Origin of the sequence: Rubellimicrobium mesophilum DSM 19309, assembly GCF_000600335.2 — a bacterium.
GTDB classification, from domain to species: Bacteria; Pseudomonadota; Alphaproteobacteria; order Rhodobacterales; family Rhodobacteraceae; genus Rubellimicrobium; species Rubellimicrobium mesophilum.
In genome coordinates, this window is sequence record NZ_KK088626.1 from 63,221 (window position 1) to 85,005 (window position 21,785).

22 protein-coding genes and 5 pseudogenes are annotated in these 21,785 nt (G+C 69.7%); 15 read left to right on the forward strand and 12 right to left on the reverse strand.

Annotated elements, in window-relative coordinates:
• Window positions 1-515: 515 nt before the first annotated feature.
• A pseudogene (locus RUMESO_RS28730) lies at window positions 516-615 on the forward strand (transposase); the annotation flags it as partial.
• 114 nt (window positions 616-729) lie between these two features.
• On the opposite strand, the pseudogene RUMESO_RS28735 reads toward RUMESO_RS28730, so the two are convergent.
• Window positions 730-979, reverse strand: a pseudogene (locus RUMESO_RS28735) (helix-turn-helix domain-containing protein); the annotation flags it as partial.
• A gap of 13 nt (window positions 980-992) precedes the next feature.
• Here RUMESO_RS28735 and RUMESO_RS25450 point away from each other — a divergent pair.
• From RUMESO_RS25450 to RUMESO_RS27595, 4 genes and pseudogenes are all read left to right on the forward strand, one after another.
• Window positions 993-1,694: a hydantoinase/oxoprolinase family protein gene (locus tag RUMESO_RS25450; protein ID WP_037283737.1), complete on the forward strand. Its 702-nt coding sequence runs from the start codon at window positions 993-995 to the stop codon at window positions 1,692-1,694.
• Between the two features lie 104 nt (window positions 1,695-1,798).
• Window positions 1,799-1,882 (forward strand): annotated as a pseudogene (locus RUMESO_RS28015) (hypothetical protein); the annotation flags it as partial.
• Window positions 1,883-1,998: 116 nt separating this feature from the next.
• Window positions 1,999-2,436 (forward strand): annotated as a pseudogene (locus RUMESO_RS28020) (hydantoinase B/oxoprolinase family protein); the annotation flags it as partial.
• Between the two features lie 65 nt (window positions 2,437-2,501).
• Window positions 2,502-2,702 carry a hypothetical protein gene (locus tag RUMESO_RS27595; protein ID WP_245639381.1) on the forward strand — a complete coding sequence of 67 codons (201 nt, stop codon included), beginning with the start codon at window positions 2,502-2,504 and terminating at the stop codon, window positions 2,700-2,702.
• Between the two features lie 496 nt (window positions 2,703-3,198).
• Here RUMESO_RS27595 and RUMESO_RS24695 read toward each other — a convergent pair whose 3' ends face one another.
• Window positions 3,199-3,372 (reverse strand): IS5 family transposase, encoded by a 174-nt coding sequence (locus RUMESO_RS24695; RefSeq protein WP_082484515.1) that lies wholly within the window; start codon window positions 3,370-3,372, stop codon window positions 3,199-3,201.
• Between the two features lie 499 nt (window positions 3,373-3,871).
• On the opposite strand from RUMESO_RS24695, the gene RUMESO_RS21870 reads away from it, so the two are divergent.
• From RUMESO_RS21870 to RUMESO_RS21895, 6 genes are all read left to right on the forward strand, one after another.
• Window positions 3,872-4,960 (forward strand): LacI family DNA-binding transcriptional regulator, encoded by a 1,089-nt coding sequence (locus RUMESO_RS21870; RefSeq protein ID WP_051521596.1) that lies wholly within the window; start codon window positions 3,872-3,874, stop codon window positions 4,958-4,960.
• A complete protein-coding gene (locus RUMESO_RS21875; protein ID WP_037283739.1) occupies window positions 4,957-6,216 on the forward strand; it encodes an extracellular solute-binding protein in 1,260 nt (419 codons plus the stop codon). Before RUMESO_RS21870 ends, RUMESO_RS21875 begins: the two co-directional genes overlap by 4 nt.
• Window positions 6,217-6,324: 108 nt before the next feature.
• Entirely contained in the window at window positions 6,325-7,395 is a 1,071-nt protein-coding gene (locus RUMESO_RS21880; RefSeq protein WP_037283741.1) for a carbohydrate ABC transporter permease, read from the forward strand.
• A 1-nt stretch (window position 7,396) separates the two neighbouring features.
• A complete protein-coding gene (locus RUMESO_RS21885) occupies window positions 7,397-8,275 on the forward strand; it encodes a carbohydrate ABC transporter permease (protein WP_037283743.1) in 879 nt (292 codons plus the stop codon).
• A 15-nt stretch (window positions 8,276-8,290) separates the two neighbouring features.
• Window positions 8,291-9,283: a glycoside hydrolase family protein gene (locus RUMESO_RS21890; protein ID WP_037283745.1), complete on the forward strand. Its 993-nt coding sequence runs from the start codon at window positions 8,291-8,293 to the stop codon at window positions 9,281-9,283.
• Between the two features lies 1 nt (window position 9,284).
• Entirely contained in the window at window positions 9,285-10,370 is a 1,086-nt protein-coding gene (locus tag RUMESO_RS21895; RefSeq protein WP_037283747.1) for an ABC transporter ATP-binding protein, read from the forward strand.
• A 200-nt stretch (window positions 10,371-10,570) separates the two neighbouring features.
• On the opposite strand, the gene RUMESO_RS21900 is transcribed toward RUMESO_RS21895, so the two are convergent.
• Window positions 10,571-11,293: a copper homeostasis protein CutC gene (locus RUMESO_RS21900; RefSeq protein WP_037283749.1), complete on the reverse strand. Its 723-nt coding sequence runs from the start codon at window positions 11,291-11,293 to the stop codon at window positions 10,571-10,573.
• Window positions 11,290-12,237 (reverse strand): ROK family protein, encoded by a 948-nt coding sequence (locus tag RUMESO_RS21905; protein ID WP_051521597.1) that lies wholly within the window; start codon window positions 12,235-12,237, stop codon window positions 11,290-11,292. Before RUMESO_RS21905 ends, RUMESO_RS21900 begins: the two co-directional genes overlap by 4 nt.
• 38 nt (window positions 12,238-12,275) lie before the next feature.
• On the opposite strand from RUMESO_RS21905, the gene RUMESO_RS21910 reads away from it, so the two are divergent.
• Window positions 12,276-13,277 carry a LacI family DNA-binding transcriptional regulator gene (locus RUMESO_RS21910; protein ID WP_037283751.1) on the forward strand — a complete coding sequence of 334 codons (1,002 nt, stop codon included), beginning with the start codon at window positions 12,276-12,278 and terminating at the stop codon, window positions 13,275-13,277.
• Window positions 13,278-13,313: 36 nt separating this feature from the next.
• Here RUMESO_RS21910 and RUMESO_RS21915 read toward each other — a convergent pair whose 3' ends face one another.
• The 8 genes and pseudogenes from RUMESO_RS21915 to RUMESO_RS21945 all read right to left on the reverse strand — a co-directional run bounded on the left by RUMESO_RS21915 (window position 13,314) and on the right by RUMESO_RS21945 (window position 19,312).
• Window positions 13,314-14,105, reverse strand: a complete 792-nt coding sequence (locus RUMESO_RS21915) for a transporter substrate-binding domain-containing protein (protein WP_037283753.1) — start codon at window positions 14,103-14,105, stop codon at window positions 13,314-13,316.
• A gap of 22 nt (window positions 14,106-14,127) precedes the next feature.
• Window positions 14,128-15,045, reverse strand: coding sequence for an isoaspartyl peptidase/L-asparaginase (locus tag RUMESO_RS21920; RefSeq protein WP_037283756.1), 918 nt, complete (start codon window positions 15,043-15,045; stop codon window positions 14,128-14,130).
• A 6-nt stretch (window positions 15,046-15,051) separates the two neighbouring features.
• Entirely contained in the window at window positions 15,052-15,786 is a 735-nt protein-coding gene (locus RUMESO_RS21925) for an amino acid ABC transporter ATP-binding protein (RefSeq protein WP_037283758.1), read from the reverse strand.
• On the reverse strand, window positions 15,787-16,458 hold the full coding sequence (locus tag RUMESO_RS21930; protein WP_037283760.1) for an amino acid ABC transporter permease: 672 nt from the start codon (window positions 16,456-16,458) through the stop codon (window positions 15,787-15,789).
• Window positions 16,458-17,129, reverse strand: a complete 672-nt coding sequence (locus tag RUMESO_RS21935) for an amino acid ABC transporter permease (protein WP_037283762.1) — start codon at window positions 17,127-17,129, stop codon at window positions 16,458-16,460. Before RUMESO_RS21935 ends, RUMESO_RS21930 begins: the two co-directional genes overlap by 1 nt.
• An 85-nt stretch (window positions 17,130-17,214) precedes the next feature.
• A complete protein-coding gene (locus tag RUMESO_RS28740; protein ID WP_425414944.1) occupies window positions 17,215-17,379 on the reverse strand; it encodes an ATP-binding protein in 165 nt (54 codons plus the stop codon).
• Window positions 17,373-18,593, reverse strand: a pseudogene (locus RUMESO_RS25955) (ATP-binding protein); the annotation flags it as partial. The gene RUMESO_RS28740 and the pseudogene RUMESO_RS25955, both read right to left, overlap by 7 nt.
• Entirely contained in the window at window positions 18,593-19,312 is a 720-nt protein-coding gene (locus RUMESO_RS21945; protein WP_037283767.1) for a response regulator, read from the reverse strand. The gene RUMESO_RS21945 and the pseudogene RUMESO_RS25955, both read right to left, overlap by 1 nt.
• Before the next feature lie 629 nt (window positions 19,313-19,941).
• Here RUMESO_RS21945 and RUMESO_RS21950 point away from each other — a divergent pair.
• The 3 genes from RUMESO_RS21950 (at window position 19,942) to RUMESO_RS21960 (ending at window position 21,456) form a co-directional block, all read left to right on the forward strand.
• Entirely contained in the window at window positions 19,942-20,583 is a 642-nt protein-coding gene (locus RUMESO_RS21950) for a hypothetical protein (protein ID WP_037283769.1), read from the forward strand.
• A gap of 214 nt (window positions 20,584-20,797) precedes the next feature.
• Window positions 20,798-21,136 carry a response regulator gene (locus RUMESO_RS21955; RefSeq protein ID WP_211262967.1) on the forward strand — a complete coding sequence of 113 codons (339 nt, stop codon included), beginning with the start codon at window positions 20,798-20,800 and terminating at the stop codon, window positions 21,134-21,136.
• Window positions 21,133-21,456 carry a hypothetical protein gene (locus RUMESO_RS21960; RefSeq protein WP_051521599.1) on the forward strand — a complete coding sequence of 108 codons (324 nt, stop codon included), beginning with the start codon at window positions 21,133-21,135 and terminating at the stop codon, window positions 21,454-21,456. The genes RUMESO_RS21955 and RUMESO_RS21960 overlap by 4 nt, the downstream gene beginning before the upstream one ends.
• Window positions 21,457-21,785 lie beyond the last annotated feature (329 nt).

Below are 21,785 nucleotides of genomic sequence, written 5' to 3' on the forward strand. Positions count from 1 at the left end.
TTGTGGATTCTGGGCACCATCCCGGCCGTCGACCTGATGTTCCAAGGCTGGGGATGGTTGGCTGTCGGGCTGGCGCCGGGACGCGACTGACGGTCGAGCCGAGCGATACCGCGCAATCTCTACGCCAAGGGTCCTGATCCAACGCCTCCGGCGGCCTGCATCTCCACTCTCCGGGAGAGCTCCCGACGCACAGCCCGATCGGGCCGGCTTGGGCATGGTTCTTGAGACGCGGCGGCGTTGGCTCGATCACCACGACCGCCGTCGAGACTCTCAGGGCAGTGGCGAGACGAGCCGGGCGACGGAGTCGCGAAACCGCGGGAGCGGGTTGCGCGCATGATGACTCCCTACCGTGAATTCCCGCAGTCGTCCTGGCCGCACAGGAAGGCCGTCTCAAGCTCCTGCGTGACAGCTTCGTCGTAGATCACGGCGTCGAGTTCGTAGTCGATGCTGGTCGAGCCTTGCCTGCTGCCGGTCTCGCGGACACGACGACAAGATCGTGACCTTGGAGCTGGAGGATGCCGATGAGGCGGAAGTTCGGCCCCGAGTTCAAGCTCAAGGCGGTGAAGTTGGTGAACGAGCGCGGCGTGTCGGTCGCGCAGGCCTGCCGTGACCTGGATGCCGATGAGAGCGTGCTCCAGCGCTGGATGCAGGATCTGGCAGAGGCGCCCGCGAGCGCATTCCCGGGCGGAGCAGGCCGAGATCGCGGCGCCGAGAACGGAGGTCGCCCGGCTCAAGGCGGCGTGCGATCTCACGGACACCGTGCCCGCCAGCGCGGAGAAGCGCAATCGCCTCTCGCTCGACGAATGAAAGGTAGCGCCCCGACAGCGGTTTCGCCGAGGGCGCAAAATGAGATGGTGGCATGCCGCCTGCCTCCCGGAGCCACCTGGCTCCCACGGGGGGCGATACTCCGGCCTCCACGGCCGCGTCCTCTCGAGCGCCACGCCGCGACCGCCGACCAGAACACCTGCCGGTGCTCGCGCTGCGGGTGCGGCGTGGCGCTCTGCGAGGCCATGTCGGCCAAGGACGTGATCGTACCGGAGGTGCCGGGGATCACGGCGGCGGTCGGCCTCCTCAAGACCGACCTGCGTTACGAGCACACCGAGGCGGTGATCGTGGAGCTGGACAAGGTAGCCCGCGCCGAGCTCGCCCGCATCAACGCGGCGGTGCGGGCCGCGCACGGCACGGTGCAGGCGGAGCTCGACAACGACGGCATCGCGCGGGAGCGGCAGACCATCGCGCCGGTGGCCGAGTGCCGCTACCAGGGCCAGGGCTTCGAGCTTCGCGCCTCCATGCCCGAGGGAGAGGTGACGGCGGAGAACCTCCACGTCGTCACCGACAGCTTCCATGACCAGCACCAGGCCGACTACGGCTACAGCTACCGCACGGCGGGAGTGGAGCTCATCACGCTGCGGGCCATCGGCTCGGCCTCGACGCGGCGGATCGACATTCCCCGGATCGGCAAGGCGGACGGATCGAGCCCCGACCGCGCGCTGATGTTCGTCCGGCCGACCACCTTCGACGACGGGCGGACGCTCGGGACGCCGCGCTACGACCGCACCAAGCTCCTCGCGGGAGACTGCGTCGAGGAGCCGGCGGTCCTGCACCAGCACGACTCGACCACGCTCGTGCCCCCGAGCTGGGTGGCCGAGACGCTGGACTACGGCAACACCCGCATCAGCCCGCTGGGCGCCTGAGAGGATGGACAGCCATGAACCAGATGCTGCCGCAGCCGGCGCTCACCGTCGATCCGATCACGCTCCAGGTGATCCGCGGCGCCTTCGAGACCATCGCGGAGGAGATGGGGCACGTCCTCTACCGCATGTCCTTCTCCTCGATCATCCGGGAGAGCCAGGACCTCGGCGCGGGGCTCTTCGACACTGCCTTCAACACGTTCTGCGAGTCGGAATCGACGCTGATGCACATCGGCTCGATCCCAAGCTACCCGCGCGGGAACGCGGAGACCCTGGAGGACGGGAGTGGTGCGAGGGCGACGCGGTGGTGCACAACCGCCCGTATCACGGCGCCTCGCACACCTCCGACCTCGTCATCGTCGTGCCGGTGCTCTTCCGGGGCCGCCTCGTCGGCTTCGCAGGAAACACGGCGCACCACGTGGACATCGGCGCGGCGACGCCGAGGCTCATCATCGACGTGCCGGACGTGTTCGCGGAAGGGATGCTCTTCGCCGGCACCAAGCTTTATCGCAAGGGCGAGCCCAACAACGCCATGTGGAACTACATCCGCCGCAACAGCCGCGCGGCGGGGCAGCTCGTCATGGATATCGAGGCGCAGGTCGCCTCGGCGCGGCTGGGCGCCAAGCGGTTCGTCGAGCTGCTGGAGAAGTACGGCGAGGACATGGTCTTCTCCGCCGCGAACCAGCTCATGGACTATGCCCAGCGCATGACCCGCGCCCGCATCCGCGAGATCCCGGACGGGGACTACACCGCTGAGGGCTGGCTCGACGACGTGCGGAACCGCGACGAGCGGCTCAAGGTCAAGGCACGGTGCGGGTGCGGGGCAACGAGGTCGACCTCACGGGCTCGACCGACCAGACGCCCACGGCCTACGATGTGCCCTTCGAGGGCTCGACCAAGGTGGCCGCTTGTGCCGGCTTCCGCAAGCTGTTGCTCGACGCCGCGACCTCCGAGGCGCGGATGTCGTCGAATGAGGGGCCGTTCCCGCCGGCGGCTACGGCGACCCGCTGAACCGCCCGGCGCTGAAGGTCTTGGAGGACGTGCTGGACGGCTACTGCTTGGCCACCCACGCGCGGGAGGCCTACGGGGTCGTTCTTGGACCTCGGGACCGAGACGGTGGACATGGCCGCGATGGAGAAGCTCCGGACGGCGATGCGCGGGAACGAGTAGAGGGACCAGGGGCTGCCGCATCGGGCGGCCCCTTCGCGCTTTTCAACAAGACCGATCCCGTGGTCGCCTGCGGCCGAAGGACGGCGTCAACTCCAACGACAGGGGCCACGCATGAACATCGCAGACGGATTACAGACCACCGGGAGCGACCGCACGTCGCTGATCGAGGACTCCATCCGTCCCACGACGCTGGACCAGAGGCCCATCGGGGCGCTGGGCTACGCCGGATCTGGGTCGGCATCGCCGTCATAATCCTCACCTGCTCGCTGGCGCGACCGGCATCCAGGGGGCTTCGGCCCCGCCACCGTGCTCCTAACCGTAGGTGCTTGCGGCAGGCCTACTGGAAAGCCAGGCTCGGGGGAGCAACCTGCCACCTGAGCCCGCTGCGCAGGACGTGAAGGATGCCGCTCAGCGCCCGCCGGTCGTCGCCTCCGGGCTTGCCCCGAGCCTTCGGAACGTGCGGCCGGAGCCGCTCCACCTGCTTGTCCGTCAACCAGAATTGCCTGCCCATGCCGCCTCCCAAAGCCGACGAGCATGAATCGGCTAAGCCGCTGAGAGGCCAGAGCGGCTAAAGGTCCTGAGCCTGGGACGGTCCCGTGACGACGGCGATGCTGATCGGTGACGTGCCGGGGCTTCGCCGGATGACTCCGGCCGAAGCTGTCAGGTAGGTCTGGCCTCGATCCCGCACGACCGCGAAGCTTTAGGCAGATGGCGAGCCATCATCCGTGGAGAGGGAGACTTGCGGCTTGGGCCCACCCACGCGGCCCAGGCCGCCGCTCGCCGCAACCCATGGCCGCTACCTCCTCCGGCACGCGCAGGCCGAACTCCTGCCGCAGGACCGACATGACCCGAAAGGCCATGCAGTCGTCATTGGGCCGCACGATCGAGGTCGAAGTGGCCCAGCGTCGGACTTCAAAGCCCTCTTGACGTGACGCTTTGCTTATGTCATCGGTGTCATGTCACCGATGACATAGGTGGGCGAAAGTCGGGCCGCTATCCGGGGTGGAGGCATGGCAACGATCTATGACGTAGCCCGGCTGGCCAACGTATCGGCCAAGACCGTCAGCCGCGTGCTGAACGAGGACGGGCCTGTCGGGCCGCGGACGCGGCAGGCGGTCCAGGAGGCCATCGCCCAACTGGGCTACGTCCCGTCCAACGCGGCGCGGATGATGCGGTCCAACCGCTCCGGGCTCGTCGGTCTCATCACCGGGGCGATCACGGCCGCGCAGGAGCCCACGCACCCTGCGGGCCTGCCGGATCTTCTCATCGTCCAGGGCATCCAGCGCGTCATGGCCGACCAGGACATGACGCTCATGGTGGCCGACACGGGCGGCCGCGCCGACCGCATCCCGCGTCTGGTCCGCACCTTCCTGGAGCATCGGGCCGAAGGGCTGATCTACGTCGCCGACTACCATCAGCGGGTGCGGTTGCCACCGGTCGCCGGATCGACGCCGCTGGTGCTGGCCAACTGCTTCGACGACGCCGGCACGCCGGCCGTCCTGCCCGACGACCGCCGGGGGCAGCACGACCTCGTGGCGCGCATCGCCGCCGCCGGGCATCGCCGGATCGCCTACCTGACGCTGCGCGAGGACATGGTGGCCACGTCCTTGCGCAGCCTAGGCTACCGCGACGCCCTCGCGGAGGCCGGGCTGCCCTTCGACCCGCGCCTCGTGCAGGTCGCCTACCTGTCCGATGGCGAGGAGGACTCGCGCATCCTCGTGGAGGCCATCGACCGCCTGCTCGAGCTGCCGGACCCGCCCACGGTGCTCTGCTGCGGCAACGACGCCATGGCGATGCGCGTCTACGGCATCCTGCGCTCGCGCGGGGTCCGGGTCCCGGAGGACATGTCCGTGGCGGGCTACGACAATCACCGGATCATCGCGGAGACGCTCTATCCGCCGCTCACGACGGTGGAGCTGCCCTACCGGGACATGGGCCAGCGGGCGGCCGAGCGGCTCCTGGCCTGCATCTCCGGCCAAGGCCGGGATGAGCCGACACCGACCCTGGTCTCGGGGCCGGTGCTCTGGCGCGCGTCGGTCACCGACCGGCCCGCCGCGAACCCTCGACACATCAGCTTCAACGGGAGGAGCGAACCATGACCCGACTGACGACCGCCACGGCCCTTGCCTTGATCTGGGCCTCGGGCGCCCTGGCGCAGACCGAGCTCACCATGTGGTATCATGGGGCAGGCAACCAGGTCGAAAGCGAGATCATCAACCAGATCATCTCGGACTTCAACGCGAGCCAGTCCGACTGGCACGTCACCATCGAGAGCTTCCCGCAGGCGGCCTACAACGACGCCGTCGTCGCGGCGGCGCTGGCGGGCGACCTGCCGGACATCCTGGACGTGGACGGCCCGATCATGCCCAACTGGGCCTGGGCGGGCTACCTCCAGCCGCTGCCCATCGACCCGGCCAAGATCGAGAGCTTCCTGCCCGGCCCCAAGGGCACTTGGAACGATCAGCTCTACTCCGTCGGCCTTTGGGACGCGGCGGTCGCTCTGGTCACGCGCCAGTCCACGCTGGACGAGCTGGGCCTGAGGACGCCCACGCTCGAGGAGCCCTGGACCCTGGAGGAGTTCATGGGCGCCATGGAGGCGGCCAAGGCCTCGGGCAAGTACGACTACGCCATCGACCTCGGCATGTCCGACCAGGGCGAGTGGTATCCCTACGCCTTCCTGCCCTTCCTGTGGTCCTTCGGGGGGGACCTGGTCGACGTGCAGGCCGATCCGCAGACCGCCGAAGGCGTGCTGAACGGCGACGCCGGGCTCAAGTTCGGCGAGTGGTGGCAGGGGATGTTCGCCAACGGCTACGCCCCGGGGCCGTCGCAGGACCCGGCCGACCACGCCTCGGGCTTCCAAGAGGGAAAGTATGCCTTCTCGTGGAACGGCAACTGGCTCGCGCTGCCCTTCCTCGAGGCCTACGACGACGTGGTGTTCCTGCCCGCGCCCGACTTCGGGAACGGCAACTACATCGGCGGGGCCTCCTGGCAATTCGCGGTCTCGGGCACGACCGAGCATCCCGAGGGTGGCGCGGCCTTCATCGAGTTCGCGCTGCAGGACAAGTATCTCGCCCAGTTCTCGGACGGGATCGGGCTGATCCCGCCCACGACCACGGCGGCGGCGATGACGCAGAACTACAAGGAGAGCGGGCCGATGGCCGTCTTCTACGACCTCTCGGCCGACCAGGCGCGCCTGCGCCCCGTCACGCCGGGCTATCCGGTCGCGTCCAAGGTGTTCCTCAAGGCCATGATGGACATCGCCAACGGCGCCGACGTGGCGGACACGCTGGACTCGGCGGTGGACGAGATCGACGCCGACATCCAGGCCAACAACGGCTACGCCCAAGCGCAGTGACAAGGCTCCCGGGCCGGGCCTCCTCTCTCCCGGAACCGGCCCGGGGATCCCGGGCCCTGGCGACAGGCCAGGGTCCACCTCGTCCGCCCCCAGCGACCGGAGCGTCCCATGGCCTCGCGTCTTTCCTTCTCGAACCGGGCGGGCTGGCTCATGGCCCTGCCGGGGTTCGGCCTCATCGCCCTGTTCGTGATCCTGCCCTTCGTGTTGGCCTTCGTGCTGTCGTTCACGAACCAGCGCCTCGTCTCGCCCAATCCGACCGAATGGGTGGGCCTGTCCAACTACCAGTCGCTCCTCGGCCTGGGCGTCCTCCACCTCGAGCCCGAGCGCGACGAGGCCGGCCAGGTCGTCACCGACGAGAACGGCGCCCCCGAATACCCGCGCCTGCGGAGCTACACCCGGAACAACCCCGACTATCCCCATCTCCAGGGCAAGAGCGAGTGGTTCTCCTTCGACTGGGGAAACGGGCGGACCTACGTCCTCGCCAGCGACGTCGTCTTCATGAAGGCGATCGTCAACACGCTGATCTTCGTGGCGGTGGTGGCGCCGGTGCAGGCGGGGCTCGCCCTCGTGCTCGCGCTGCTCATCAACCAGAGGCTCCGGGGCATCAACATCTTCCGCACCGTCTACTTCATGCCCGTGGTGGTCTCGATCGTCGTGGTCTCGCTCCTGTGGCGGTTCATCTACGCCGAGGACGGGCTCCTCAACAACCTGCTCTCGGGCCTCACCTTCGGGGCCTTCGACGGGCCCGACTGGCTGGGAAACCCGCGCACCGCGCTCGGCGCCATCATCGGGATGTCGATCTGGCAGGCCGTGGGCTTCCACATGGTCATCTGGCTCTCGGGCCTCCAGACCATCTCGCCCACGCTCTACGAAGCCGGGGCCATCGAGGGCGCGTCCCGCTGGCAGACCTTCCGCTACATCACCTGGCCGGGCCTCCGGAACACCGCCGTCCTGATCCTGATCGTCATCACCATGCAGGCATTCGCGCTCTTCGCGCAGATCGACGTGATGACCAAGGGGGGCCCGCTCGACAGCACGCAGACCATCGTCTTCCAGGCGGTCCAGCGCGGCTACGGCAAGCAGGACATCTCGAGCGGCGCCACGATCTCCGTGTTCCTCTTCGTGCTCGTCCTGTCCATCAGCCTCCTGCAACGCTGGCTCACGAGGGAGCGTCGCTGACATGGCCGCCATCGATCCGTCCAACCGGGGCCTCCGGCTTTTCGCGCGCTACGCGGTGCTGACGCTGGTCGCGGTGATCTTCGCCTTCCCGCTGGTGTTCATGCTGGTCTCCAGCCTCAAGCCCGACGACCAGCTCCTGAGGGACACCGCCTCGCTCCGGGCCTTCCTCCCGGTGGGGGACCTCAGCCTCCGGAACTACTACGCCGCCTTCGACCGGGCGCCGGTGGGGACCTTCATCCTCAACTCGGTCTTCGTCACCGGCGTGACGGTGGCCCTGTCGCTCTTCGTCTGCTCGCTCGCGGGCTTCGCCTTCGTCTTCCTGCGCTGGACGGGGCGGGACCTGGTGCTCTCGGTCATTCTGGCCACGCTGATCGTCCCCTTCGAGACCATCGCCATCCCGCTGCTCCTCGTCGTCTCCAAGCTTCCCTGGATCGGCGCGGAGGGGCTCACCCTTGGTTGGCTCAACACCTACCGCGTGCAGATCGTCCCCTTCATCGCGGACGGGCTCACGATCTTCCTCTTCGTGCAGTACTTCAAGGATCTGCCCGGCGACCTGATCGAGGCCGCCCGCGTCGAGGGCGCCTCCAACTGGCAGATCTACCGCCGGATCGTCATGCCGCTGTCGGGCCCGATCCTGGCCACCGCCGCCATCCTTAAGTTCCTCGTCATGTACAACCAGTACCTCTGGCCGCTCATGGTGGTGCAGGAGGAGGGGCGGCGCCCGGTGATGGTCGGCCTCCAGTACTTCTTCCAACTCAACCGCGCCTGGGGCGAGATCATGGCCTATCTCAGCCTCATCACCGTCCCGGTGCTGGCCTTTTACCTCTACCTGCAACGCGCCTTCATCGCGTCGATCGCCTCGACCGGCGTGAAGGGCTGACGGAGTTAACCTCGAATGGTGATCGCAATCGACGGCAAGTGGCTCTGGGACTCGTGGTACATCCACGACGGCGAGCGTTGGCACGGCTACTTCCTCCAGGCGGACCGCTCTCTGGGCGATCCCGACCTGCGCCACTTCAACGTGACGCAGGGCCACGCGACGAGCGCGGACCTGGTGACCTGGGACCACGAGGGCACCACCTTCCGGCCCGCCGAGGGGCCTGCCTGGGACGACTACACGACGTGGACGGGCTCGGTGGTGCGGGGCGACGACGGGCTCTGGCACCTGTTCTACACCGGCACCTCACGCTCCGAGCGGGGGCTCTACCAGCGGATCGGCCACGCGACCTCGACCGACCTGCATCGCTGGGCCCGCGTGGGTGACGGTCTCGCGCTGGACCTGACCGGGCCGAACGCCGACCGCTACGAGACCGAGCACATGGTCGGCTTCTGGCACGACCGGGCGATGCGCGACCCCTGGGTGATGCGCGACCCCGAGGGACCGGGCTGGCTCATGTACTTCACCGCCCGCTCGCCCGGCGTCCCTGAGGCGAACGGCGGCGGCGCCATCGGCTTCGCCACCTCGCCCGACCTCATGACCTGGACCCTCCAGCCTCCCGTCTTCGTGGGCGCCTTCGGCCAGCTCGAGGTCCCGCAGGTCTTCGAGCGGGGCGGCCGCTGGTTCTGCCTCTTCTGCACGGCGGCGCAGCACTGGGGCGAGGCCGCCAAGCAGATGCTGGGCACGCCCAGGACCGGCACGCATTACCTGATCGGGGACGGCCCTCGGGGCACCTGGGGCGTCGCGCCGCTCCCCCTCCTCGACATGGACGACCCCTGCCGCCGCTACGCCGCGCGCATCGTCGAGACCGCCGAGGGGATGCGCATCCTCGGCTTCGCGGATGGCGGTAAGGAGAGCTTCGGCGGGTTCATCATGGACCCGGAGCCCGTGGAGCTGGGGCCCGACGGCCTGCTCCGCGTCGTCCCCCAACCCCATCCCGCGGAGACGTGACATGGCCGAGATCAGCCTCAGGCAGGTGCGCAAGAGCTACGGCCCCACCGAGATCATCAAGGGCGTGGACATCGACATCGCCGACGGCGAGTTCTGCGTCTTCGTCGGCCCTTCGGGCTGCGGCAAGTCCACGCTGCTGCGCATGATCGCGGGCCTGGAGGACATCACCTCGGGGGAGCTCCGGATCGGCGGCCGCGTGGTCAACGAGCTGCCGCCCAAGGAGCGGGGCGTGGCCATGGTGTTCCAGAGCTACGCCATCTTCCCGCACATGACCGTGCGCGAGAACGTCGCCTTCGGCCTGACCATCGCCGGCGCCTCGAAGGAGGAGAAGGCCGCCAAGGTCGCCGAGGCCGCACGCATCCTGCAGATGGAGCATCTCCTGGACCGCCGGCCCTCCCAGCTCTCGGGCGGGCAGCGGCAGCGGGTGGCCATCGGCCGGGCGATCGTGCGCGAGCCCTCCGTGTTCCTCTTCGACGAGCCGCTCTCGAACCTCGACGCCGCGCTGCGGATGGACATGCGGCTGGAGATCGGCAAGCTCCACCAGCAGCTCGGGGCGACGATGATCTACGTCACCCACGACCAGGTCGAGGCGATGACGCTGGCCGACAAGATCGTGGTGCTGCGGGCGGGCGAGGTCATGCAGGTCGGCTCGCCCATGGAGCTGTACCACAACCCCGCCAACGTCTTCGTCGCGGGCTTCATCGGCAGTCCGTCGATGAACTTCCTCGACGTCGAGGTGCGCGGCGTGCAGGGCGACCGCGTGGTGGTCTCCAACGCCGCGCTCGAGCCCGTGGAAGTGCGCCCCAAGGTGGGCAGCTACGCGCCCGGCACGCGGGCGCGGCTCGGCGTCCGGCCGCAGTACCTCACGCCTGTCGTCGGAGACGGCGCGGGCACTCCACCCAACGCCGGGCGCCTGCACGGCCGCGTTGCCCTCACCGAGCGCCTCGGGGCCGAGACCATCGTGGAATCGACCCTCGCGGACCGGAGCCGAGTGATTGCCGCGCTGGCCCGCGACGCCGTCTACCCCGTCGGCGCCGAGGTCACCCTGGCCTTCCGCCCCGAGGAGGCTCACCTCTTCCCGGCCTAGGCCCCGGAGCCGGCCTCCGCCGTCCCGGCCGCCGGACGGGCTGAGGGGAGGCCGAGATCCGGCCATCCGCAACGCCGGCCCAAGAGGCTCCTCGCGCCTGGGCGCTTCCATGGGAGCCGAGCGGCCAAGGACCAGCGCGCCCGCCTCGTTCGACAGGCGTAGGATCGTAAGGGCATGGCCCCTTCCTGCTCCGCCCCGGATCAGGGACCTGCGAGGACCGTCCGGAACGCCGCCACGACAGCCGCATCGGTGCGCCGGCGGCTCGCCTCGGCAAATCCGAGGCGGATCGCTCCCGCCTCCGCTCCGGGATGGAGCGAGGCGCATGAGCTGTGCACTTCGTCGACGGGGACCGCGTCGAGCAGTGCGCGAACATTGCCCGGAGTGAGGCCCGAGCCCGCCATGACGGAGAGGCGGCCCCGCGCCGCCCGGTGGATCGTCCGCAGACCCTCGACGCCGTCGGGCGCCGTCCGTTGCCCACCCGAGCTGAGGACGCGCTCGAAACCGAGGTCGATGGCCGCCTCGGTCGCCCGGACGAAATCCGGGACCAGGTCGATGGCGCGGTGCAGCGTGCGTCTCAGGGACCCGGCGGCCTCCGACAGCCGGGCGAGCAGGTCCTCGTCCAGACGGCCGTCCCGGCGCGACGCGCCCAGGACGACCCCGGCGAGGCCGCAGCGCCGGACCTCGTCGATGTCGGCCAGCATGGCGTCGACGTCGGGGGGCGCGTAGACGAAGTCGCCGCCGCGCGGCCTCACGAGGACGTGGACCGGCACCGGAGCCTCGGCGGCCAGCCGCATCAGGCCGGGGGATGGGGTGAGGCCACCCAGCTCCAGGGCGGAGCAGAGCTCGATGCGCTCGGCGCCGCCGACGATGGCGGCCTCGAGGCTCTCCGGATCCGAGACACAGACCTCCAGCAGCGGCCTCATTCCAGGCCTCCGGGCGAGAGGGCGAGGAGGGCAGCGCCGACGAGCCCGGCCTCGCCGGCGATGCGCCCTGGCACGACGACCGGGCGGTCGGCGCGGCGCAGGATGCGGCGGCGAACCTCGCCGTCGAGCCGGGCCACGAGCTCGGGCACCCGACCGAGGCCGCCTCCGACGGGCACGATGTCCGCACCGACCACGTTGAGGACGAGCGCCAGCGGGCTCGCCAGGAGATTGACCTGCACCTCGATGGTGCGCTCGGCGGCGGCGTCGCCGGCGAGCCAGGCCGCGACGATGGCCGTGCTGGGGAGGGCCGCGCCGTGCAGGTGATGGTGCAGCCGCTCCATGCCGCGCGCGCCGCCGACCGTGTCGACGCAGCCGGAGAGCCCGCAGCCACAGGGGAAACGCGGAATCTCGACCGGCGGGTCGCCGACGCGCGTCGCGGCGACCGGGCCGTGGCCCCACTCGCCCGCGAATCCTCCGGCGCCGCTGACGATCCGCCCGTCGATGACGAGGCCGCCACCGACTCCGGTGCCGAGGATGGCGCCGAAGACGATGCGGTGCCCTTGCCCGACCCCCAGGCCGGCCTCGGCCAGCGCGAAGCAGTCGGCATCGTTGGCGATGAGGACAGGGCGGCCAAGGCGCGCGGCGAGGTCGGCGGCCAGCGCCCGGCCGTCGATGCAGGGGATGTTGGCGCAGGTGATGACGCCGGTGGCCGGATCGACGACGCCGGTGGTCGAGATGGCGACGGGCCCTTCGGCCGGCGCCCGTCCCGCCAGCGTGGAGAGGGCGGCCACGAAGTCGTCGAAGTCATGGAGCGGCGTCGGCACATGGCCGAGCGGCGCGATGGCGGCCGGGTCGCGGGCGACGCCGCCCTTGATGGCCGAGCCGCCGATGTCGAAGCAGGTGATGGCCGGGCGCGAGCGGCCGGGCGGCGCGGCGTCGTTCATGGCTGGCAAGTCGCTCCGGAACAGGCGAGAGAGTCGGCATGACCGAAGCCACGGGGCGCCTGCGGGTGCCGACCATCGACGATGTTGCGCGGCTGGCCGGCGTCTCGCGCGCCACGGCCTCGCGGGCGCTGTCCTCGGAGAAGCGTCCCGTCTCCGCCGCCAACCGCGAGCGGGTGCTGGCGGCGGCCGAGCAGCTCGGCTACCGCATCAACCCGCTGGCGCGCAGCCTCACCACCAAGACGGTGAACCTGGTGGCGGTGCTGGTGAACCACATCCACGACCTGTCGGACCTCGACCTCTTCGACCTGCTGCTGGCCGAGACGCAGGCCATCGGCAAGCAGGTCATCCTGATCCGCATCGGCTCGGGTGGCAAGGTCGAGGAGTTCCTGCGGCGCGGCGTGGCCTACCACGTCGATGCGGCTCTGGTGTTCTCGGACTTCGCGGATGCCGGGACGGCGCGGCGGATGTTCCACTCCGATCGCGTGCTGATGCTGAACGGCCACCACGACCGGCTTTCGCCCGCGGTCATCCCCGACGAGGCGCTGGGCATCGAGGCGGCCGTGGCGGACGCGGCGGGGAAGGGGGTGCGGACGGCCGCGCTGGTGACGGGGCGCACCTCCTCGCTGGTGGAGCAGGAGCGGATCGGCTTCTACCATCGTGCGCTCGCGCGGCGGGGGATCGGGCTGGGGCAGGTCATCCAGGGCGACTATTCCTATGAGAGCGGCCGGCAGGCCGGCGATCGGCTGGCCGGCGCCGGCGCGCCCGACGCGGTCTTCTGCACCTCGGACGCGGCGGCGATGGGCGTGCTGGACGCGCGGCGGACCGATTTCCCCGAGGGGCGGCCGGCGCGCTTCCGGCTCTACGGCTTCGACAACATCTCGCTGCTGGACTTCAGCGCCTACCCGATCTCCTCGATCGGCTACGACAAGACCGCCTATGTGCGCGAGATGATGCGTTTCCTCGCCGATCCGGACGGCTTCGCGCCCGATGGGGCGCCGGTCCTCGTGCCGACGCGCTTCGTCGCGCGCTCCACCGGGTAGGGCTCCGGGCCGTCGGGCGGCCCGGGGCGCAGGGGCTCACCAGAGCGGATTCAGCTCGGGCGGGTTGGCGGTCTCGCCCCACCACTTCTTGTAGTTGGCCTCGTAGGCGCCCGACTGGATGTAATCCGAGACGAACATGTCGAGCCAGCGGACGAACTCCGGGTCGCCCTTGGCGACGGCGATGCTGATCGGATCGTTCGAGTAGAGCCCCGGCAGCGTCACCAGCGAGGGGTTCTGCGTGGCGAGGTAGTCGAGGAGCGAGGAATCCTCGATGGCCGCGTCGACCCGCCCCTGCTGGAGCTGGAGCACGCCGTCGGGCGCGAACTGGTCGACGTAGACCAGCTCGGCGTCCGGTACGGCCTCCTTGATGAAGGCCTCGCCGGTGGTGCCCCGGCCGACCACGACCGACTTGCCCGCGAGGTCCTCGAGGCTCTGGATGCCGGAGTCGGCCTGCACGATCACGCGGAGGCCGGCGCGGTTGTAGGGGATGGTGAAGTCCACGCTCTTGGCGCGCTCCAGCGTGGCCGAGGTGTTGGCGACCACGATGTCGAGCTGGCCCGAAACCAGCATGGAGATGCGCGCGTCGCCCGAGACATCGGTGAACTCGACCGGCACGCCCAGCTTCTCGGCGAGCCGGGTGGCCACGTCCACGTCGTAGCCAACGGGGTTGTTCTGCTCGTCGCGGAAGCCGATGGGCTCGCCGCCCAGCGACACGCCGATACGGACGACGCCGGCGTCGCGGATGTCCTGGAGCTTGTCGGCCAGGGCCGGGACCGCCGAGCTGGCGACGACCGCCAGGGCGGCCAGGGTGGACAGGATGCGCTTCATTAGGAAACTCCTCTCTGTTGGCTCATGCCGTCTGCGCGGCCCTGAGTTCGGGTTCGGCCATGGTGTCGTCCCATAGCCAGTAGCGGATCTCGCCCGGGCAGCGGAAGTTGACGACGCGGTGGTCGCCCCGGGCATCGACCGCATGGATGACGACCCCGCCGAGGAAGCCGTCCTTCAGCCCAGCCAGATCCTCGACCGCCATGGCGACGGCGTCGTCGAGCGGATGGCCCAGCTTCAGGGCGAGGACGATGCTGCGCGCGGTGGAGCAGCGCATGGTCATCTCGCCGGTATGGGTGCAGGCGGTCGCGCCGTGGCGGCTGTCGGCGTAGTAGCCCGCGCCGGGGATCGGGCTGTCGCCCAGCCGGCCCGGATACTTCCAGGCCCAGCCCGAGGTCGAGGTCGCGGCGTGGATGCCGCGCGCGGGATCGGCGCTGAGGTACACGGTGGTGTCGCGCACCCGCTCCGGGTCGGTGATGGCCCGCAGGAGCGGCGCGAGGGGGATGTCGGGGAACCGCCCCCGCTCCTCGGGCGAGAGCTCCCTCTCCAGCCTCTCCCACCAGACGCGCCGGCTATCGGGCAGCAGCACGTCCTCGACGGGGAGGCCGATCTCCGAGGCGAAGCGGCGCGCGCCCTCCCCCGTCAGCATCACATGGGGCAGCCGCTTCATGACCTCGTGCGCGAGCCGCGCCACGTGGAGCGTATGGGGGACCGCGCCGACCGCGCCGACCTCCCGCGTGGTGCCGTCCATCACGGCGGCGTCGCATTCCATCTCGCCCAGCATGTTGGGCCAGCCGCCGCGGCCGACGCTGCGGACCCGGACCTCGGCCTCGACCTCGCCGATGCCGGCGACCAGGGCGGTTAGGCTGTCGGCGCCCTCCCGCAGCATCCGCACCGTGGTCGGCACGCCGGGCCAGCCTTCCGCATTGGCGATGAACAGCATGGGGGGTCAGTCTTTCCGCATCTTGGAGAGGAATTGCGCGACGCGCGGCTGCGCCAGCCCGCCGTCCTGCGCGAAGAAGTCCCGAGTCGGCAGGTCCACCAGCAGCACGCCCTTCTCGAGGAAGACGATGCGGTCGGAGATCTGCCGCGCGAACTCGATCTCGTGGGTGACGAAGACCATGGTGGTGCCGTTCCCGGCGAGCTTGGCGAGGATGTTCAGCACCTCGGCCGTCATCTCCGGGTCGAGGGCGCTCGTCACCTCGTCGAGCAGCAGGTAACTGGGTTTCATCGCCAAGGCCCGGCAGATGCCGACGCGCTGGCGTTGCCCGCCCGAGAGCTGGGCCGGATAGGCGTCCGCGCGGTCTTCGAGGCCGACCGAGGCCAGCAGCGCCCGGCCCTCGGCCTCCGCCTCGGCCTTCGGGCGCTTCAACACCTCGATGGGGGCGAGCGTGATGTTCCGCAGCGCCGTCATGTGCGGGTAGAGGTTGAAGAGCTGGAACACCGTGCCCGACCGCTTGCGCGCCTCCGCGAGCTCCTTGGGCCTGGACACGTCGAAGCCGTCCACGGTGATCCGGCCTCCGTCGAGCCGTTCGAGCCCGTTGATGCAGCGGATCAGCGTGGACTTGCCCGAGCCCGAGGAGCCGAGGACGGAGACGACCTCGCCCGGTTTCACGGTCAGGTTGACGCCGTCCAGCACGGTGACGGCGCCAAAGGTCTTTCGGACGTTCTCGACGTTCAGCATTCAGAGGCCCCGGAAGGCGCTGTGCGCCCGCAGACGGTGTTCGATGCGCGCGCCCACGCCCGCGACGAGCTTGGCGGCGAGATAATAGAGAAGGCCCACCACGCTCCAGACGATGAAAGGCTTGAGGGTCCGGAGGTTGAGCGTGGCGCCGATCTTGGCGAGGTCCATGACCCCGATCACCGAGATCAGCGACGTCACCTGCAACTGGTTGACCAGGAGTGCGGTGAGCGGCCCGATGGAGAAGGCCGCGGCCTGCGGCGCGATGACGTGGCGGAGCACCTGCCAGCGGCTCAGGCCGAAGACGCGTGCCGCCTCGACCTGATCGCGGCCGATGGACTCGATGGCCGAGACGGCGATGACGTAGACGAAGGCGGCGGTGTTGGCCGAGAGCGTGATGACCGCCGCCTGCACCGGCCCGACGTTCAGGTGGAAGAAGGCTGGGAAGCCGAAGAACACGAGGAAGAGCTGCACCAGCACAGGCGAGTTCTTGAGGAGCTCGGTCACGAAGGTGACGGCCTGCGTCAGCCCCGGCACCCGGTAATAGCGGACGACGCCGAGGACCGTGCCGGCTAGGAGGCCGATCAGCGAGGTGAGCAGGAAGAGCCCGACCGTGACGCCCAGCCCCTGCGCGAGCAGCACGAGGTCGTAGGGGGTGAACTGCGTGAAGCGCATCAGCTCACCTGCCCCATCAGGTCGCGGTTGAGGCGGCGGTGCAGCAGCGCGATGCCGATGGAGACGAGGTAGGTCAGCGCCGCGTAGACGACGAGAAGCACGAAATAGACCTCGAAGGGCCGGAAGGTGTCCGAGGCCACGATCTTGGCCTGTCCGGTCAGCTCGTTCAGGGTGATGGTCGACAGGATCGAGGAGGTGAGGATCATGTTGATCAGCACCGACCCGAGCGGCCTGACCGAGGTCCGCAGCGCGATGGGGAGCACGATCCTCGTGAAGGTGACGCGCTTCGACAGCCCGCTCACCTCGGCGGCCTCGAGGATGCCGTTGTCGATGGCAAGGATGCCGGCACGGATGGCGTCCGAGGCATAGGCACCCCCGGCGATGGAGAGCGCGATGACGCCCGTCGTGAAGGCGTCGATGTAGATGCCGATCTCGGGCAGGCCGTAGTAGAAGAAGAAGAGCTGCACGATGAACGGGACGTTGCGGAACAGGTCGACATAGGCGTAGGCGGCCCGTCGCGCCCAGCCGCCGGAGGAGGTCCGGGCGATGGCGACGGCCATGCCCAGCACGACGCTTCCCACCAGCGCGAGCCCGCAGACCGCCGCCGTGAGCATCGCCCCCGAGGCGAGGAAGCCGAGGTGGGGAACGAGGACGCTGAGGTCGAACCGCAAGGGGGCATTCCATCGGTGAAACCGGTTTCAGCCTCGCTGGTCACGAAACCTGTGTCAAGGCGGCAGCGACCGCCCAGCACACAGGTCAGAGCGGCAGGACGATCTCGGCCCTCAGCCCGCCTCCGGTGCGGTTGGACAGGCGGATCTCGCCGCTGTGGTCCTCGGCGATGGCCTGGGCGATGCTGAGGCCCAGGCCCGTGCCACCGGAGTCGGAGGAGCGGGCCTGTCGCCACGGTAGAACGGGGCGAATACCGCCTCCAGCTTCTCCTCCGGAATGCCAGGCCCCCGGTCCTCCACCGAGATGACGGCCCGGCCGCCGGCCTGAGCCACGCTCACCCGCGCCTCGTGGCCGTACTTGATGGCGTTCTCCACGAGATTGGTCACCGCCCGCTTGATGGCCAGCCGCTTGCACGCGACGACGAGGCCCGAGGGGACGTCGCATTCGATGGCGGCGCCAGAGTCGGCCAAGTCGTCGCAGATGCTCCCGACGAGGGCGCCGAGATCGATCCGGCTCTTGTCCTCGGCCTCGTGTGAAGCCCGGGCGAAGGTGAGGAAGGTTCCGATGATCGCGTCCACGTCGTCCAGGGCGCGGAGGTTCTTCTCACGTTCCTCCGAAGCCGGCATCATCTCCAGACGAAGTCGGATCTGCGTGAGCGGGGTGCGCAGGTCGTGCGAGATCGCGGCAAGAAGCTCGGTCCGCCCCTGGATCAGCTTCACCAGCCGGTTCTGCATGCTGTTGAAGGCGGCCGCCGCAACGGCAACCTCCTTGGGACCTGTGACCGCCAGCGGCTTCGCGTACAGGTTCCGGCCCAGGCTCTCCGCCGCATCCGCCAAGCGCCCGAGAGGAGAGGTCACCCGGCTGACGAGCCAGAATGCCACCAGCGCGATCCCGATGACGGCCGAGATGAGGTTGGCGTAGAACAGCCCCTCGGGCAGGGAGCGGGACCGGTTGATCAGGCCCAGGAAGTTGATCCACTCGTCCGGGCCTTGCCGGATCGAGATCGCCACGTTGGGCGCCTCGAAGGGCACGTTCACGGCCCAGGGCGGCGAGCCGGCCCGGCTCGCCGGATCGAAGGGCGGCGGGATCACCCGGTAGCCCGTTTCCTCGATGAAGCGGACGCGCAGGCCGCTCTCGGAGATCCGCGGCACCTGCGTTCGGAGATATGCGGCGACGTCCAGCTCGGCCTGTGTGGGCTCCGGCACGACCACGGCGGGCTCCTGCGAGACCCAGACCCGGAAGGCGCGGCTGTCGGAGGAGCGCACAAGAGGATTGCGCCAGCTATCCGGCAGATCGTGCAGGAGGCGGCTGATGCCGGCGGCCCGCTCGGCCCGGTCGATGGCCTCCGTCATGGCGAGCGCCTCTTGGCGGTCGAGGCTGTAGAAGAGCAGCCCCGCCGCGTGGGACAGCAGGAAGCTCACGACGATGATCGCCGCCGTCTGGAAGCGCATGCTGCGGAAGGCCATCAGGTCACGTCCGGCGTGAAGAGGTAGCCGTCGCCCCAGACCGTCTTGATGAGGCGCGGGCTCTTGGGGTCGTCGCCCAGCTTGCGGCGCAGGCGGCTCACCTGGATGTCGATGCTCCGGTCCGAGATCACCGCCGAGCGCCCGCGCGTCGCGTCGAGGAGCTTCTCGCGCGAGAGGATCATCTGCGGCCAAGTGACGAAGGCCATCAGCAGCTCGAACTCGGCGCTGCTGAGGAGGACCACGACCCCGTCCGAGTCGACCAGCTCGCGCTTGGCGGTGTCGAGCCGCCAGCCCTCGAAGGAGATGAAGCGGGGCGGCGTGTCCGCCGGGCGCCGGGCCGGCCCGTCGCTGCGCCGGAGCACGGCCTTGATGCGGGCGAGGAGCTCGCGCCCGTGGAAGGGCTTCGGCAGGTAGTCGTCGGCGCCCATCTCGAGCCCGAGCACCCGGTCGAAGTCGTCGCCCTTGGCGGTGAGCATGATGATGGGCGTGGTCATCCCCTCGGCCCGCAGCTCGCGGCAGAAGGTCAGGCCGTCCTTTCCCGGCAGCATGAGGTCGAGGACGATCAGGTCCACCGGCCCGGCGTCGAGGGCCCGCCGCCCGGCCCGGACGTCGGCGGCGCGGCTGACCAGGTAGCCCTCGGCCCCGATCAATCGGCCTACGAGGTCGGCGATCTCCGGGTCGTCGTCCACGACGAGGATGTGCTGGGCGGGGGCGGCCATGCTCCTCCTGCGGCCCTGTATCGTCGGTGCGGGCACGCTGGCCCGGCCCCGTCTTAGCAGACCGCTCCGGCAAGGTCAGGGAAAAGGGATGACAGACTGTGTCGCGAGCCCGCCTCCCCGACACAGTCTGTCACGAACCTGAAAGAGACACCGCGAATCCGGAAGCCCCCCGTCACCTAGGTTGGCTCCGACGCCGATGCCCGGCGAGGTTCGCAAGGTAGCAATGGCATGACAGAACGACCGACACCGACCGCCAGGAGGGGGCTCGTGACGCAGGAGCCCAGGCGGATCGGCGCCGCCGCGAGGGGCTGGCCCGGGCTCGGCCGGCTCCTCGCGGATCGCGGCCTCGGACGGCCAGGAGGGCGTCCGTCCAGCTCCGGCACCACGGTCTCTCGGGCGCTGCGGCCCGGGCGGCCGCGCCCGGGCTGGCCCGCTGACGGCCTCGAATCCCGGTGCTCTCGTTCCCTCGATCTGTCCCGCACCGGCACTCGGCGGGCCAGATGCCGCTCCTGGCCTGCCCTTCTTTCCTCTGGGGCGGACGCGCGATGTCACCCTTGCCGGCCCGCGGACGCAAGCCCGCCCCCTGCTGCTTCAGGACGGAAGGCAACCTGTCGGAGATGCTGTATAGAATGACCGATCTCTACCACTCGACCGGCCCCCAGGACGACGCGGGCACCCCCCTTCTTCCCGAGACGCTTCGCCTGCTGGAGCGCCTCGGCGGCATGACCTCGGAGGAGTTGGCCTCCCTTCGCATCGAGAAGTCCCGCCGTGTCGCCTCGTACCACGCGAGGCCGGAGCCGAACGTGCCCCTCCTGAAGTTCCGCATCATGGAGGCCGACCGGAACCTGCTGACCTTCGTCGGGCAGGAGGCGGCGGGCTTCGAGGTGCTCCAGGTGTTCTGCGCAGGCTTCCAGTATCACTGGCGCAGCGACCTGTCGCGCGCCTTCGAGGAGCAGGCGCCGCTCGTGAGCCGGGTCTACGGGCTCTCGGACACCCAGGAGCTTGCCGTGGATCACCTGGTCGTCCCCGTGATCCGCAAGCACCGCGTCCGCGTGGTCCGGGGCTGGCTCGCCTTCAGCCAGGATCTCGACACCTGCGGCGAGTGGGCCAGCCAGAGCGCCGGTTCCCTGTTCCGCCGGACGGAGCCGGCGCGGCCCGTGCGGCTCCCCGCGCGGCTCTGGGACCCCGAGCGGCGGCGGCTCCACCCCGCTGGCCTCTTCCGGGCGGTGAACCGGGGATGGCGCGAGTCCCGGGAGCCGCGTCGTCCTTGAGGTCCAGCCCGCTCGGGACTGATTGGCTGCCGTACGACGGGCCGCCCGTGCCCATCGAAACTCCACAGGGAGACGACTTATGACGATCCGGATGAACCATCAGGACCTTGACGCGACCGCCGCGCGGCCCCTGCCGGGCGGTCCAGCCACGGCGCGGAACGACGACATGAGCCGCTTTCAAAGGGGCCGCCGCGTCCTCGTGCTCGAGAATGACATGATCCTTGCCGATGAACTGCGGCGTGAACTTGAAAACGAAGGTGTCGAGGTGCTGGGGCCTGTGGCCACCGTGGCCGAGGCGCTGGATCTTCTGCGGTCCGAACCCGGCCCGGATGCGGCCATTCTCGACGTGTTCCTGGACGACGAGGTCGCCTATCCGGTCGCGGAGGTCCTCAGGAAATGTGGCATCCCGTTCGTCCTCGCCACCAACCGTCTCGCCTGGACGATCCCACGCGCCTATGCCGACGTGCCCCGCGTCGAGAAGCCGGTCGACATGCGCCGGCTCGCCCGGGCCCTGGCGGGGCGCTCCGCACGTCCCGAGGGGGACCCGGCATGAGGGCGGCCCGGCTCGGACTCGGCCTCCTTGCGGTCGCGGCGGCCCCGGCGATGGCCGCCGAGACCTTCCTGCAGGTCGCCAATCGAAGCAACCTGACGATCATGGAGATATATGCCTCCCCGGCGGGCAAGGGTACGTGGGACGAGGACCTTCTCGTCGCCAGGGTGCTCCCTCGTGGCGAGACGGGGACTTTCGTCATCCCCGAGCGACGTCCCGGGTGCACCTATGACCTTCGCCTCGTCTTCGAGAACGGGCGGGAGGCCGTGCAGGCCACCGACGCCTGCTCGGGACGGGGCCATGTGGTTCGGGAGGCGCCATGATCCGTCCGCCCATCGAGCCGTTCGAGAATCCGGCCATAGGCGACACCGCAGGCGCATGGGGACCCCGGATCGAGGTCGGCCCTGACATGGCGCCCGCACCCACGGAGGAAAGGACGAGCATGGATGTCGGCCCGATTCGCACGACACCGAGCCAGCCTGACATCGGCCCCCTGGGTTCGTCGGCCGAGGGCGGCCACCCGGTCGCTCTGGACGAGCCCCATCGCCTGCCCGAGCAGCCCGCAAGGCCACCCCGTGGCCGGGACCTTCGGCTGCCGAAGGTCGTGACCAGCGCCTGAATGGACCATCGCCCTCGCCGACTGCGCCTGGAG